At 70.1% G+C, this 13,776-nt stretch carries 11 protein-coding genes; 8 read left to right on the top strand and 3 right to left on the bottom strand.

The window, feature by feature from the left end; all coding sequences use genetic code 11:
- Nucleotides 1–10: 10 nt before the first annotated feature.
- The 7 genes from C8E87_RS20525 (at nt 11) to C8E87_RS20495 (ending at nt 9,861) form a co-directional block, all read left to right on the top strand.
- Complete coding sequence (locus tag C8E87_RS20525) at nt 11–931, top strand: ABC transporter ATP-binding protein (RefSeq protein WP_133874597.1); 921 nt, start codon at nt 11–13, stop codon at nt 929–931.
- Nucleotides 928–1,752: an ABC transporter permease subunit gene (locus C8E87_RS20520; protein WP_133874596.1), complete on the top strand. Its 825-nt coding sequence runs from the start codon at nt 928–930 to the stop codon at nt 1,750–1,752. Before C8E87_RS20525 ends, C8E87_RS20520 begins: the two co-directional genes overlap by 4 nt.
- Nucleotides 1,753–1,910: 158 nt before the next feature.
- Complete coding sequence (locus C8E87_RS20515; RefSeq protein ID WP_438866082.1) at nt 1,911–5,654, top strand: multifunctional oxoglutarate decarboxylase/oxoglutarate dehydrogenase thiamine pyrophosphate-binding subunit/dihydrolipoyllysine-residue succinyltransferase subunit; 3,744 nt, start codon at nt 1,911–1,913, stop codon at nt 5,652–5,654.
- 60 nt (nt 5,655–5,714) lie between these two features.
- Nucleotides 5,715–5,894 carry a DUF6104 family protein gene (locus C8E87_RS20510; protein ID WP_133874595.1) on the top strand — a complete coding sequence of 60 codons (180 nt, stop codon included), beginning with the start codon at nt 5,715–5,717 and terminating at the stop codon, nt 5,892–5,894.
- Entirely contained in the window at nt 5,884–6,663 is a 780-nt protein-coding gene (locus C8E87_RS20505) for an AAA family ATPase (protein WP_133874594.1), read from the top strand. Before C8E87_RS20510 ends, C8E87_RS20505 begins: the two co-directional genes overlap by 11 nt.
- Nucleotides 6,664–6,667: 4 nt before the next feature.
- Nucleotides 6,668–8,749 carry a phosphate acetyltransferase gene (pta, locus tag C8E87_RS20500; RefSeq protein ID WP_133874593.1) on the top strand — a complete coding sequence of 694 codons (2,082 nt, stop codon included), beginning with the start codon at nt 6,668–6,670 and terminating at the stop codon, nt 8,747–8,749.
- The gene (locus tag C8E87_RS20495; protein ID WP_133874592.1) at nt 8,746–9,861 is read left to right on the top strand and encodes an acetate/propionate family kinase; all 1,116 of its coding nucleotides are present in this window, start codon (nt 8,746–8,748) and stop codon (nt 9,859–9,861) included. The genes pta and C8E87_RS20495 overlap by 4 nt, the downstream gene beginning before the upstream one ends.
- A 20-nt stretch (nt 9,862–9,881) precedes the next feature.
- Here C8E87_RS20495 and C8E87_RS20490 read toward each other — a convergent pair whose 3' ends face one another.
- Nucleotides 9,882–10,049: a hypothetical protein gene (locus tag C8E87_RS20490; RefSeq protein ID WP_166661203.1), complete on the bottom strand. Its 168-nt coding sequence runs from the start codon at nt 10,047–10,049 to the stop codon at nt 9,882–9,884.
- Nucleotides 10,050–10,232: 183 nt separating this feature from the next.
- On the opposite strand from C8E87_RS20490, the gene C8E87_RS20485 reads away from it, so the two are divergent.
- On the top strand, nt 10,233–11,180 hold the full coding sequence (locus tag C8E87_RS20485; protein ID WP_133874590.1) for an alpha/beta hydrolase family protein: 948 nt from the start codon (nt 10,233–10,235) through the stop codon (nt 11,178–11,180).
- Between the two features lie 237 nt (nt 11,181–11,417).
- Here C8E87_RS20485 and C8E87_RS20480 read toward each other — a convergent pair whose 3' ends face one another.
- Both C8E87_RS20480 and C8E87_RS20475 read right to left on the bottom strand, forming a co-directional pair.
- Nucleotides 11,418–12,368: a zinc-binding dehydrogenase gene (locus tag C8E87_RS20480; RefSeq protein ID WP_133874589.1), complete on the bottom strand. Its 951-nt coding sequence runs from the start codon at nt 12,366–12,368 to the stop codon at nt 11,418–11,420.
- 30 nt (nt 12,369–12,398) lie between these two features.
- On the bottom strand, nt 12,399–13,655 hold the full coding sequence (locus tag C8E87_RS20475) for an NAD(P)-dependent malic enzyme (RefSeq protein WP_133876960.1): 1,257 nt from the start codon (nt 13,653–13,655) through the stop codon (nt 12,399–12,401).
- Between the last annotated feature and the right edge of the window lie 121 nt (nt 13,656–13,776).

The following is a 13,776-nucleotide window of genomic DNA, read 5'->3' as shown; positions in this document are numbered from 1 at the left end:
AGCGCTGTCGATGACCGCGCCAGGCACCGACGAGATCGTCGTCGATCGCCTCACCAAGCAGTACAAGAAGCTCCGAGCCGTCGACGATCTGTCGTTCCGGGTGCGTTCGGGCCGGGTGACCGGTTTCCTCGGTCCCAACGGGGCCGGAAAAACCACCACCCTGCGCATGCTGCTCGGTCTGGTCACGCCGACCGCGGGCACGGCCACCTTCGGCAACCAGCGCTACACCGACCTCACCGACCCCGTCCGCAAGGTGGGCGCGGTGCTCGAGGCGTCGAGCGCCCACCGTGGCCGCACCGGCCGCAACCACCTGCGGATGATCTGCCGCGCCGCGGGCCTGCCCGACACCCGCGCCGACGAGGTGCTCGAGCTGGTCGGGCTGACCCCGGCCGCCAAGCGCAAGTTCAAGGGCTACTCGCTGGGCATGAAGCAACGCCTGGGCATCGCCGCCGCCATGCTCGGCGACCCGCAGGTGCTGATCCTCGACGAGCCGGCCAACGGTCTCGACCCCGAGGGCATCCGCTGGATGCGTGACCTGCTCAAGTCGCTGGCCGCCAACGGCCGCACGGTGCTGGTCTCCAGCCACCTGCTGGGCGAGATGCAGCTCCTGGCCGACGACGTGGTGATCGTCGCGGCCGGCAAGCTGATCCGGCAGGGCCCGGTCGACGAGGTGCTCGGCGACATGGCCGGCGGCACCCAGGTGCGGGTGCGCACCCCGCAGGCCGAGCAGCTGACCGCCGCGCTCTCCGAGCTGAACGCCACCGTCAACCCGGCGCAGGACGGTTCGCTGCTGGTGCACGGGGCCGAGGCGGCCGCGATCGGGCACGCCGCGTTCTCGGCCGGGGTCGAGCTGCACGAGCTGACCAGCGAGCGCGGCGACCTCGAACAGGTCTTCCTGCAGCTCACGGCCGGAAAGGCGGGCATTCGATGAGTCTGGTCAACGCCGAGCTCTTCAAGGTCCGCACCACCTCGCTGTGGTGGATCATGGGCATCATCCTGGTCCCGCTGTACGCGGCCAGCGTGCTGGCCAACTGGGCGCAGGCCAGCGCGGGCGTCCCGCCGTCGGACGCCGGGGTCTCCGACACCCAGACCGAGCAGATCGAGGCGGCGCTGCAGCCGATCAACATCGCGACCAACCTCTACACCAGCGGGCAGTACTTCGGCGTCCTGGTGGTCCTGCTGCTCTCGGCGATCATCGTGACCAGCGAGTTCTTCCACCTCACGGCGACCACGACGTTCCTGACGACGCCACGCCGCGAGTCGGTGATCCTGGCCAAGTTCGGCGCCGCGGTCGTCATCGGCCTGATCGTCTGGCTGTTCACCACGATCCTCAACCTGCTCGTGGTCCCGCTGATCATGAACAACCTCGACCTGGGCTCCCAGCTCGGCGAGCCGGCCGTGTGGCGGGCCATCGGGCTCAACGCGCTGGCCTTCGTGCTCTGGGCGATCCTCGGCGTCGGAGCGGGCGTGCTGATCCGCAGCCAGATCGCGGCGACGCTGATCCTGGCCATCACGTACGTGGTCGGCACGTCGGTCATCGGCCTGATCTTCTTCCTGCTCACCGAGTACGTGGCCGAGTGGATCAACAACCTGCAGGTGCTGGTGCCGACAGTCGCCTCGCAGCTGATGATCTCGGGCACCGATCTGCCGGGCACGCCGCCACGCTGGGTCGGCGCGGTGGTGCTGATCGGCTACGCCGCGGTGCTCGGCTTCATCGGCACCTGGCTGACCAAGCGGCGGGACATCAGCTGACCAAGCTGATCTTGCCGGATGAGATCCCACGTCGCCTCGCGCGACGTGGGATCTTGCATTACGGCCCCATGTGGCAGGAGTTCACCCCGGCGCACGGCGTAGCCTGGATGCCGAATCCTTCCCGTCCCATGTGACGAACCGGTCGCGTGCTGACAAACATGGTGAAAGAGGCGAACACGGAAGTGTCGACCCAGCAGACTTCGCACGAGAACCCACTCGCGGACTTCGGGCCGAATGAGTGGATCGTCGACGAGATGTATCAGCGCTACCTGGCCGACCCCAGCAGCGTCGACCCGGCCTGGCACGACTTCTTCGCCGATTACAAGCCCGCGATGGCTACCGGCTCGATCGTGACGCCCGACGAGGCGAAAGCCGCCAACGCGACCGCCTCCGCGGCCCGCGCCGGCACCGATGCCCCGGCCGCGTCCACGGTCGCCCCCGTCAAGCCGACAGTTCCGACCGAGTCTGCCAAGCCGAAGACCGCTCCCGCTCCCGCCAAGCCGGCGCCGGCCGCGAAGCCCGCTGCCTCGTCGAACGGGAAGGCCGAGGGCGCCAAGGTCACCACGCTGCGCGGCGTCGCCGCCAAGATCGTGCAGAACATGGACGCCTCGCTCGAGGTGCCCACGGCCACCTCGGTGCGCGCGGTCCCGGCCAAGCTCATGGTCGACAACCGCATCGTGATCAACAACCACCTCGCCCGCGGGCGGGGCGGAAAGGTCAGCTTCACCCACCTGATCGGGTGGGCGCTGGTGCGCGCGGTGGCCAAGCACCCCGAGATGAACAACTCGTTCGCCGAGGTCGACGGCAAGCCCGCCCTCGTGCAGCCGGAGCACATCAACCTCGGCATCGCCATCGACCTCGCGAAGAAGGACGGCTCGCGCACGCTGGTCGTGCCGTCCATCAAGAACTGCGAGCAGATGGACTTCCGCAAGTTCTGGCAGGCCTACGAGGACGTGGTGCGCCGCGCCCGCCGTAACGAGCTGACCATGGACGACTACACCGGCACGACGATCTCGCTGACCAACCCGGGCGGCATCGGCACGGTCCACTCGATCCCGCGCCTGATGGCCGGGCAGAGCGCGATCATCGGTGTCGGCGCGATGGAGTACCCCGCGCCCTACGCCGGCATGAGCGACGAGACCCTGACCGAGCACGGCGTCAGCAAGGTGACCACGCTGACCAGCACCTACGACCACCGGGTCATCCAGGGCGCGCAGTCCGGCGAGTTCCTCAAGGCCATGCAGGAGTTCCTGCTCGGCGAGCACGCCTTCTACGACGAGATCTTCACCTCGCTGCGCATCCCGTACGAGCCGGTCCGCTGGATGCGCGACGTCGTCCGCACCTCCGACGGCCAGATCGACAAGGCGGCCCGGGTCGTCGAGCTGATCCACGCGTACCGCGTGCGCGGTCACCTGATGGCCGACACCGACCCGCTCGAGTTCGAGATCCGCCGTCACCCCGACCTCGACGTGCTCCAGCACGGTCTCACGCTGTGGGACCTCGACCGCACGTTCCCGGTCGGCGGCTTCGCCGGCAAGCAGCGCATGCGGCTGCGCGACGTGCTCGGCGTCCTGCGCGACACGTACTGCCGCCGGGTCGGCATCGAGTACATGCACATCCAGGGCCCCGAGGAAAGGCGCTGGATCCAGGACCGCATCGAGATCAAGTACACCAAGCCCGACCCGGACGAGCAGAAGCACATCCTCAACCGGCTGAACGCGGCCGAGGCGTTCGAGACGTTCCTGCAGACCAAGTACGTCGGGCAGAAGCGGTTCTCGCTGGAGGGCGGCGAGTCGCTGATCCCGCTGCTCGACGCGGTGCTCGAGTCGTCGGCCGAGGCGGGGCTCGACGAGATGGTCATCGGCATGGCCCACCGCGGGCGCCTCAACGTGCTGGCCAACATCGTCGGCAAGCCGTACGAAAAGATCTTCAACGAGTTCGAGGGCCAGATGGACCCGAAGTCGGCCCACGGCTCCGGCGACGTCAAATATCACCTGGGCCAGAGCGGCAAATACACCACGCCCGACGGCCAGAACTCGACCACGGTCAGCGTGGTGGCCAACCCGTCGCACCTGGAGGCCGTCGACCCGGTGCTCGAGGGCATCGTCCGCGCCAAGCAGGACCGCCTCGACCTGGGCCTGCACGGCTACACGGTGCTCCCGGTGCTGGTGCACGGCGACGCCGCGTTCGCCGGCCAGGGCGTGGTGGCCGAGACGCTCAACCTGTCGCAGCTGCGCGGCTACCGCACGGGCGGCACGGTCCACGTGATCGTCAACAACCAGGTCGGCTTCACCACCGCCCCGGAATACAGCCGCTCGTCGATGTACTCGACCGACGTGGCCCGCATGATCCAGGCGCCGATCTTCCACGTGAACGGCGACGACCCCGAGGCCGTGGTCCGGGTCGCGAAGCTCGCCTTCGAGTACCGCCAGGCGTTCAACAAGGACGTCGTGATCGACATGGTCTGCTACCGCCGCCGGGGTCACAACGAGGGCGACGACCCTTCGATGACCAACCCGCGGATGTACGAGATCATCGACACCAAGCGCTCGGTGCGCAAGCTCTACACCGAGGAGCTGATCGGCCGGGGTGACATCACCGTCGACGACGCCCAGGAGCAGCTGCGCGACTACCAGTCCCAGCTCGAGCAGGTCTTCAAGGCCACCCGGGACGCGGCCGGCACCCCGCCCCGCCCCCGGGTGATCAGCGAGGAGCCGGAGCCCGAGGTCAAGACCGCGATCGACCCCGCCACCGTCCGCGCGGTCGGCCAGGCGCACGTCGAGCTGCCCGAGGGCTTCACCCCGCACAAGCGGGTGCAGCAGCTGCTCGAGCGGCGGGCCAAGATGGGCACCGAGGGCGGCATCGACTGGGGCTTCGGTGAGCTGATCGCGTTCGGCTCGCTGCTGGCCCAGGGCATCACCGTCCGGCTGGCCGGGCAGGACTCGCGCCGTGGCACGTTCGTCTCCCGGCACGCCTCGATCGTCGACGCCAAGACCGGCAAGGACTACCTGCCGCTGTCCACGCTGACGACCGGCTCGGCCCGGTTCTTCGTGCACGACTCGCTGCTCAGCGAGTACGCGGCGATGGGCTTCGAGTACGGCTACTCGGTCGAGAACCCGGAGGCGCTGGTCCTCTGGGAGGCGCAGTTCGGCGACTTCGTCAACGGCGCCCAGTCGATCGTCGACGAGTTCATCTCGTCCGGCGAGGTCAAGTGGGGCCAGCAGTCCTCGCTCGTGCTCCTGCTGCCGCACGGCCAGGAAGGCCAGGGCCCCGACCACTCGTCCGGCCGGCCCGAGCGGTTCCTGCAGCTCTGCGCGCAGGACAACATGCGCGTGGCCAACACGACGACCCCGGCAAACTACTTCCACTTGCTGCGCCGGCAGGCCCTGTCGGCCAAGCGCAAGCCGCTGGTGGTGTTCTCGCCGAAGTCGCTGCTGCGGCACAAGCTGGCGGTGTCGTCGGTCACCGACTTCACCGAGGGCACGTTCCAGCCGGTGATCGGCGACGCCGGCGTCAACGGCTCGCCGCTCGACACCGGCTCGGTCAAGCGGGTGCTGCTCTGTTCGGGCAAGGTGTACTACGACCTGTTCCAGGCCCGGGCCGAGCGCGGCATCACCGACACCGCGATCATCCGGATGGAGCAGATCTACCCGCTGCCGGTCGAGGAGCTCAAGGCGATCCTGGCCCAGTTCCCCAACGCCGACGACTTCGTCTGGGTGCAGGAGGAGCCGGCCAACCAGGGCGCCTGGTCGTTCGTCGCGCTCAACCTGCTCGAGCACCTCGAGGGTGTCCGGCTGCGCCGGATCTCGCGCCCGGCCGCTGCCGCACCCGCGGTGGGCTCGGCCAAGCTGCACGAGGCCGAGCAGGCCGCGCTGATCGAGGCCGCGCTGCCGCGGCCCTGACCGGTTGACTGAGGAGGGGGCGCTCCGCTGCGGCGGGGCGCCCCCTCCTACTATCCGGGCATGTACTTCACCGATCGTGGCATCGAGGAGCTCGTCGACCGGCGCGGCGAGGAAAGCGTGACGCTGGAGTGGCTGGGCGAGCAGCTGCGCACCTTCGTCGACCAGAACCCGCAGTTCGAGACCCCGATCGAGCGGTTCGCCACGTGGCTGGCCCGCGCCGACGACGAGGATGACGAGTAACTCACGCCCCATCCGGCGGGTCGAACGGCATCCCGGCGCCGAGGTCGACCGTTCTGCTTGGTGGGCACGGATTCCCGCCGTACGGGCTGTGCTGGATCACGGGTTGAACATCCCGGCCGGCGTCACGTTCCTCGTCGGCGAGAACGGCTCGGGCAAGTCCACCCTGGTGGAGGCGCTGGCCCAGGCCCACGGCCTCAACCCCGAGGGCGGCTCCCGCAACGCGATGCACTCCACCCGCCCCACCGAGTCGCCGCTGGGTGAGGCGCTGCGGCTGGTTCGCACCCCCGGCCGCCGCGCCAACGCCTACTTCCTGCGGGCCGAGACGGCACACGGGCTCTACACGTACCTGGAAAGCCTGCCCGGCAACGTCTCCGACGCCGGCCTGCACCAGCAGAGTCACGGCGAGGGTTTCCTGGAGATCCTGACCCGTAAGTTCCGCGGATACGGGTTCTATCTGATGGACGAGCCCGAGGCGCCGCTGTCGTTCACGTCGACCCTCGGGCTGCTCGGCCACCTCGACGAGCTGCGGGCGGCCGGCGGCCAGGTGGTCGTGGCCACCCATTCCCCGCTGCTCACCGCCCTGCCCGGCGCCACGGTCCTGGAGCTCGGCGAGCACGGGATCCGGCGTACGGAATGGAAGGATCTTGACCTGGTCGCCCACTGGCGCGGCTTCCTCGAGCGGCCCGAGACCTACTTCCGCGAGGGCCTTCTGTCACCTGGTGTTGGGACGTTTCGGCCCGGCGGGGAGCATCGGGGGCCGGTAGGTTGAAGTCGTGGCACGAAGCGTCTATGTAGCCGGTCTGGGTCCAGGTGTCGGCAAGGGCACCGTCGCGCTGGGGCTGGTCGAGTTGCTGTCCCGGCAGGTCGCGCGGATCGGGGTGTTCCGGCCCCTGGTGTCCGGCGACGGCGACGATCCCCTGCTCACGCTGCTGACCAAGCGCTATCCGGTGGTCGCGCCCTACGCGGAGTCGTACGGGGTGACCATGGCGGAGGCAAGCGCTCTCGTGGCCGACGGCAGGTGGGAGGAACTCATCTCGCGGATCGTCGAGCGGTACCGCGAGGTCGAACGGCACGCCGCGTCCGTGGTGGTGATCGGCAGCGACTTCGTGGCCGCGGGCGGCGCCAAGGAACGCGACGAGATCCCGCGTGAGCTGGGATTCAACGCCCGGCTGGCCACCGAGTTCGGCAGCGTCGTGGTGCCGGTGATCAGCGGTGACGGTCGTGGGGCGGAATCGATCGCCGCGGCGGCTCGCAGCGCCTATCACTCGCTCGTCGACCTGGACGCCACGGTGGTGGCCGTGATCGCCAACCGGGTGCCCGAGGGGGTGGGGCCGCTGCCCGACGCGGGGCTGCCGGTGCCGCTGTGGTCGATCCCGTCGGTGGCCGCGGTCGCCGCGCCCACCGTGGCCGAGGTCGCGGCCGCGCTCGACGCCACTGTCGTGTCGGGCGGCGAGGGCGCGCTCGACCGGGACGTGCTCGACTACGTGGTCGGCGCGGCGCACGTGCCGGTCGTGCTCGACCACCTGACCGACGGCGCGTTGATGATCACGCCGGGCGACCGGGCCGACCTGCTGCTGGCCGCGAGCGCCGCGCACGCCGCCGGCAACGTGACGCTGTCGGGGCTGGTGCTGACCTTGGGCGAACCGGCCGACCCCCGGGTCGTACGGGTGATCGAGCGGCTCAACACCGGCCTGGCCATGCTGATCGTGGACGCCGACAGCTACCACACGATCGCGGCCGCCTCGCACATCCAGGCCCGCCTGGGCACCAGCACGCCGCGCAAGATCGAGGCCGCGCTGGGCGCCTTCGAGGAGAACGTGGACACTGCCGAGCTGGCCCGGGTGCTCGACGTCGCCCGGTCGAGCCGGGTCACGCCGCTGATGTTCGAGAACGACCTGATCGACCGGGCCCGCACCGAGCGGCGCCACCTCGTGCTGCCCGAGGGGACCGACGAACGCATCCTGCGGGCCAGCGAGACGCTGCTGCGGCGCGGCGTCGCCGACCTCACCCTTCTGGGCGACCCCACCGAGATCAACCGCCGGGCCCGTGAGCTGGGCGTCGAGATCGGGGCGGCCCAGCTGATCGACCCGGCGCACAGCCCGTGGCGCGACGACTTCGCCGAACGTTACGCCGAGTTGCGCAAGAAGCGCGGGGTGTCGCTCGACCTGGCCTACGACGTGGTTCGCGACGTCAACTACTTCGGCACGATGATGGTGGCCGAGGGGCTGGCCGACGGCATGGTGTCGGGGGCCAACCACACCACGGCGGCCACGATCCGGCCCGCGTTCGAGATCATCAAGACGGTTCCGGACGTGTCGGTCGCCTCCAGCGTGTTCTTCATGCTGCTGGCCGACCGGGTGCTGGTCTACGGCGACTGCGCGGTCAACCCCGACCCCGACGCGGCTCAGCTGGCCGACATCGCGCTCTCCTCCGCCCGTACGGCGGCCGCGTTCGGCATCGAACCGCGGGTCGCGATGCTCTCGTACTCGACGGGCAGTTCCGGGGCGGGCGCCGACGTGGAAAAGGTCGCCGCGGCCACCGCCCTGGTTCGCGAACGCCGGCCCGACCTGCCGGTCGAAGGCCCGATCCAGTACGACGCGGCCGTCGACCCGGCCGTGGCGGCGACCAAGCTGCCCGGCAGCGCGGTGGCCGGTCAGGCGACGGTGCTGATCTTCCCGGACCTCAACACCGGCAACAACACGTACAAGGCGGTGCAGCGCTCGGCCAACGCGGTCGCCGTCGGGCCGGTCATGCAGGGCCTGCGGCGACCGGTCAACGATCTGTCCCGAGGGGCGACGGTGAAGGACATCGTGAACACGGCGGCGATCACGGCGATCCAGGCGGCCGCGCTGTGACCCGGGTGCTGGTGCTCAACAGCGGCTCGTCCTCGGTGAAATACCGGCTCTTCGACGGCTCCGCCACTGTCGCCAAGGGCCTGGTCGAACGAATCGGCGAGGCGGGCGGCGAGGTGGCCGACCACCGGGCCGCGCTGCAGGGGATCATGGCCGAGGTCGACCTGTCCGGCCTGGCCGCGGTCGGGCACAGGGTGGTGCACGGCGGCACCGAGTTCACAAGCCCCACGGTGATCGACGACGACGTGGTGGCCCGGGTCGAGGCGCTCGTACCGCTGGCCCCGCTGCACAACCCGGCCGCGCTGACCGGCATCGAGGTGGCCCGCAAGCTGCTGCCCGACGTGCCGCAGGTGGCCGTCTTCGACACGGCGTTCCACGCCACGATTCCGCCCGAAGGGGTCACCTGGGCCATTTCCCGTGAGCTGGCCGAGCGGTGGCAGATCCGCCGGTACGGGTTCCACGGCACCTCACACGCGTACGTGTCCCGTCGCACCGCCGAAGTGCTGGGCCGCGACCCGGGTCAGACGAACGTGATCACGCTGCATCTGGGCAACGGCGCGAGCGCCTGCGCCGTCGAGGGCGGCCGCAGCGTGGCCACCTCGATGGGCATGTCACCGCTGCCCGGGCTCGTCATGGGCACCCGCAGCGGCGACATCGACCCGACCGTGATCTTTCACCTGCACCGGGTGGCGGGCCTGCCGATCGACGAGATCGAGAACTCGCTGACCCGGCACAGCGGGCTGCAGGGCATGGCCGGCGTCAACGACCTGCGCCTGCTGCTGGAAAAGCGTGCGGCCGGCGACCCCGACGCGAAACTGGCGTTCGACGTCTACTGCCGGCGCATCCGCGAATACGTCGGGTCCTATCTGGCCGTGCTGGGCCGGGTCGACGCCATCACGTTCACGGCCGGCGTGGGAGAGCACTCGGCCGTCGTAAGGGCTGCGGCGCTCTCGGGTCTGGAACCCCTCGGCATCGCCGTCGACCCATCACGCAACGAGCGCCACGACGAGGTCGTTTCCCCGCCGGGCGCTCGCATTCCCGTCTGTGTGATCCCCACGGACGAGGAACTGGAGATTGCCGACCAGTCCCGGACGGCTCTCTCGCTGCCACGCTGAGCCTCTGCTGTTCTGCCTTCTCAGGCGACCAGCCAGACGATGAGCGCGATCAGCACCACCGCGACGGTGACGCCGCCGACGATGAGTGGGGTTTTGTTCGCGGCCGCAGCCGGCTCCTGAGGGGCGTTCTGGGTGAAGGCCCGGAACGCCTCGGTGTTACCGCTCGGGTCGACGCTGTTGTCAGACATGCGCAAGACCATAGCGAAACAATGCACGTGGGCCGAGCCCGCTATCTTAGTCGTCACAGCTCCGACCAGGACAAACGTCATCCCTCCGGGGATTTCACCCCATCGTGGCAGTGCGGGTCGTCGATGAGCCGCGGGCCGCGCTCGGTGTGCGCCCCGATCCCGTCTTGGTGGCGCCGACGCACAATGGGTCGGGTGCATCCCCGTACGGTCGCTCTGGCCCTTGCCGTTCTTGCCCTCTCCGCCTGCACTTCCGAGCCCGTCGCGTCGCCGGCCGCAAGCAGCACGCCGAGCCGGCTGCCGGCCGCAAGCATCCCGCCGAGCCGGCCGCCGGCCGCAAGCATCCCGCCCGGTCCGGCGCCCGGGGGCACCGCGCCGACACCCGTACCCTCGGGAACCGCGCCGGGCCGATCGTTCGAGGTCGCGACCCGCACACTCAAGCTGCGACGCGGCGCCGGCCGTCCGCTGCCGACCACCGTCTGGGTGCCCCAGGGCGACGGGCCGTTCCCCCTGATCCTGTTCAGCCACGGGCTCAACGGCAACCCGGCTGACTACCGCACACTGCTGGCGGTCTGGGCCCGCGCCGGTTTCGTCGTGGCCGCGCCGGCCTACCCGTTCACCTCCGGCGGGACGGAGAAGTTCAACGTGCTCGACGTGCTCAACCAGCCCGCCGACGCCAGTTACGTGATCACCGAGACGCTTGCCGCCGTCAAGGCAGCCGACCCGCAGCGGGTGGCCGCGGCCGGGCACTCGGCGGGCGGTGTCACCACGATCGGCATGTTCAGCAACGCCCGCGACGAGCGTCTGCGGGCCGCGGTGGTGCTGTCCGGGCGTCAGGTGCTGCCGCAGCCGTTCACCGGACCCGAGGCGCCGATGCTCTTCGTGCACGGGCGGCGGGACAACGTCGTCGCTTACGCGGACGGGCGGGCCGCCTATGACGCGGTGACGTGGCCCAAGGCTTTCGTCAGCGTGACCGACGGCGGGCACGTGGCCGTGGGACGGGCGCTCGATGTGGTGTCGGCCACGTCGACAGATTTCTGGCGCTGGACCCTCTACGGCGACGACCGCGCCCGCTCACGCCTGAAAAACCACGCCACCAGGGGCGGCGTGGCCACCTACATCGATGACCTCTGATCTCCCACGCGGGGGCCCGCCCTCCACCGGGGGTCCCCCACCACCGGCCATTTTAGTGGTCCGGGCCGATCTTGGCGGGGCGCCCTGTGGACAACCCTGGACTGTGGATAACGACGAGCTTCGATGCGGCTGGACGCGGGCATGGACTGTGGATAACGAGGAGCTTCGATGCGGCTGGACACGGGCATGGGCGTGAACCCGCCCGAGGGCAGCGAGTTGGTGTCGAACCGCCGGCTCTCAGTGCAGGAAGTCGATCGCGACCTTGCCGAAGACGGCCGCCGACGAAAGGCGCGCAAAGGCATCGGCAACGGCGCTGAACCCGTACGTCGAGTCGATCACCGGCCGTATGCCCTTGTCGACGAGCAGGTCGAGCAGCGCGGCCAGTTCCGCTCCGGTGCCCATCGTGCTGCCCAGGATGTCGAGCCGCATGGCGAACACCCGCCGCAGGTCGACCGTGGCCAGGTGACCACCGGTCGCACCGCACACCACGATCCGGGCGCCGGGCGCGCCGCACTTCATCGAGTGCTCGAACGTGGGCGCGCCGACGGACTCGATCACCACGTCGACCCGTTCGGGCAGGCGCAGGCCCGGCTCCACCGCGGTCGCGCCCAGCTCGGCGATCCGCTCCCTCTTCGATGGGTCGCGGCTGGTGGCGTACACCCGTTTGCCCATGGCGACCGCCAGCACGACCGCGGCCGTGGCCACTCCCCCGCCGGCGCCCTGCACGAGCACCGATGAGGCCTCGTCGACCCGGCCTCGCGTGGTCAACATGTGGTAGGCCGTGAGCCACGCCGTCGGCAGGCAGGCCGCGTCCAGGAAGGACAACCCGGCCGGTTTGGGCACCAAGTTCTCCCGCGGCACGGCGACCCGTTCGGCCAACGTGCCGGGGTACCGCTCGGAGAGCAGCGACAGGCCTCGCGGGTCGGCCTTGTCCTCGACCACGGGATAGATGACGACCTCGTTGCCGTCGGGGTCGACGCCGGCCGCGTCACAGCCCAGGATCATCGGCAGCCGGTCGGCGGGCAGACCCACCCCGCGCAGCGACCACAGGTCGTGCTGGTTGAGCGAGGCGGCCCGCACCTCGACGGTCACCCAGCCCTCGGGCGGACTGGGGTCGGGTTGGTCGGCCACCCGCAGGGCGGCGAGCGGTTCGGCCGGGTCGGAAGCTATGGCGTAGGCGGCGCGCATACCTTCCGACCATAGTGGCCGAATTGCGGTTCAGCGGGAAAGTGGAGCGGACCGCTGTTCGGGCGCGACCGGGGCGGGACGGCGGGCCACGCCGTCGGCCTGGGCCGCCGCGGCGACGGCGGCCGAGACGGCCGGGGCCACCCGCGGGTCGAGCGGCGACGGCACGATCGCGTCGGCGCTCAGGTCGTCCGAGACCACGGCGGCGATCGCGTCAGCCGCGGCCACCTTCATGTTCTCGGTGATCGTGGTCGCCCGCACGTCGAGCGCGCCGCGGAAGATGCCGGGGAACGCCAGCACGTTGTTGATCTGGTTGGGGAAGTCGCTGCGACCGGTGGCGACGATGGCCGCGTACTTGTGGGCGATCGCGGGCGCCACCTCGGGCGTCGGGTTGGCCATCGCGAAGATGATGCCGCCGGGCGCCATGCCGGCCACCGCGCTCTCCTCGATCAGCCCGCCGGACACGCCGACGAGGACGTCAGCTCCGATCAAGGCCTGAGCAATTCCCCCCGTACGCCCGGAAAGGTTTGTCGTCGCCGCCAGCTCGGCCTTGATCGGGGTGAGGTCGCCGCGCTCGGCGTGGATGATGCCGCGCGAGTCGCAGATGATGACGTTGGCGCCGTCGATGCCGGCCGCGATGAGCATCCGGGTGATCGCGACCCCGGCCGCACCGGCCCCGCTGATCACCACCCGCAGGTCGCCGAAGCGCCGGCCGAGCAGCTTGGCCGCGTTGCGCAGCGCGGCGAGCGTGACCACCGCGGTGCCGTGCTGGTCGTCGTGGAAGACCGGGATGTCGAGCTCGGCGTCGAGCCGGCGCTCGATCTCGAAGCAGCGGGGGGCGCTGATGTCCTCGAGGTTGATGCCGCCGAACGAGGGCGCCATCGCCTTGACCGCCGCGACGATCCCCTCCACGTCCTGGGTGTCCAGGCAGATCGGGATGGAGTCGACGCCGCCGAACTGCTTGAACAGGATGGACTTGCCCTCCATGACCGGCATGGCGGCCTTGGGCCCGATATTGCCGAGCCCGAGCACGGCCGAGCCGTCGGTGACGACCGCGACCGTGTTGGCCGTCCACGTGTAGTCGGGGTAGAGCTCCTGGTCGGCCGCGATCGCCTCGCAGACCCGGGCCACGCCGGGCGTGTAGGCCAGCGACAGGTGGTCGCGGCTGGCCAGCGGGACCGTCAGCGCGATCTCCATCTTGCCGTGTTTGTGCAGGTCGAAGACGGGGTCGGCGGCAAGGGCGGGATCGAGCTCGAAACTGAAGTAGGACACGGTGACTCCAACCGGCATCGTGACGTAGGTCGACGGGGCGTCCATCGATCACAGCGGCGAGTTGTGCGTGGGATCGGGACGCGATGCGGGGATCACCCGTAAGAAGCAACCGCTGACGCGAGTGTGCGCTGCGGTTGTG

The sequence above is a fragment of the Paractinoplanes brasiliensis genome, from assembly GCF_004362215.1.
GTDB classification, from domain to species: Bacteria; Actinomycetota; Actinomycetes; order Mycobacteriales; family Micromonosporaceae; genus Actinoplanes; species Actinoplanes brasiliensis.
This window is presented reverse-complemented; position numbering and strand designations above follow the sequence as displayed.

Coding starts and splice junctions, on each gene's coding strand:
- C8E87_RS20525 (WP_133874597.1), top strand. CDS start 11: ATGACCGCGCCAGGCACCGACGAGATCGTCGTCGATCGCCTCACCAAG.
- C8E87_RS20520 (WP_133874596.1), top strand. CDS start 928: ATGAGTCTGGTCAACGCCGAGCTCTTCAAGGTCCGCACCACCTCGCTG.
- C8E87_RS20515 (WP_438866082.1), top strand. CDS start 1,911: ATGGTGAAAGAGGCGAACACGGAAGTGTCGACCCAGCAGACTTCGCAC.
- C8E87_RS20510 (WP_133874595.1), top strand. CDS start 5,715: ATGTACTTCACCGATCGTGGCATCGAGGAGCTCGTCGACCGGCGCGGC.
- C8E87_RS20505 (WP_133874594.1), top strand. CDS start 5,884: ATGACGAGTAACTCACGCCCCATCCGGCGGGTCGAACGGCATCCCGGC.
- C8E87_RS20490 (WP_166661203.1), bottom strand. CDS start 10,049: ATGTCTGACAACAGCGTCGACCCGAGCGGTAACACCGAGGCGTTCCGG.
- C8E87_RS20485 (WP_133874590.1), top strand. CDS start 10,233: ATGGGTCGGGTGCATCCCCGTACGGTCGCTCTGGCCCTTGCCGTTCTT.
- C8E87_RS20480 (WP_133874589.1), bottom strand. CDS start 12,368: ATGCGCGCCGCCTACGCCATAGCTTCCGACCCGGCCGAACCGCTCGCC.
- C8E87_RS20475 (WP_133876960.1), bottom strand. CDS start 13,655: ATGCCGGTTGGAGTCACCGTGTCCTACTTCAGTTTCGAGCTCGATCCC.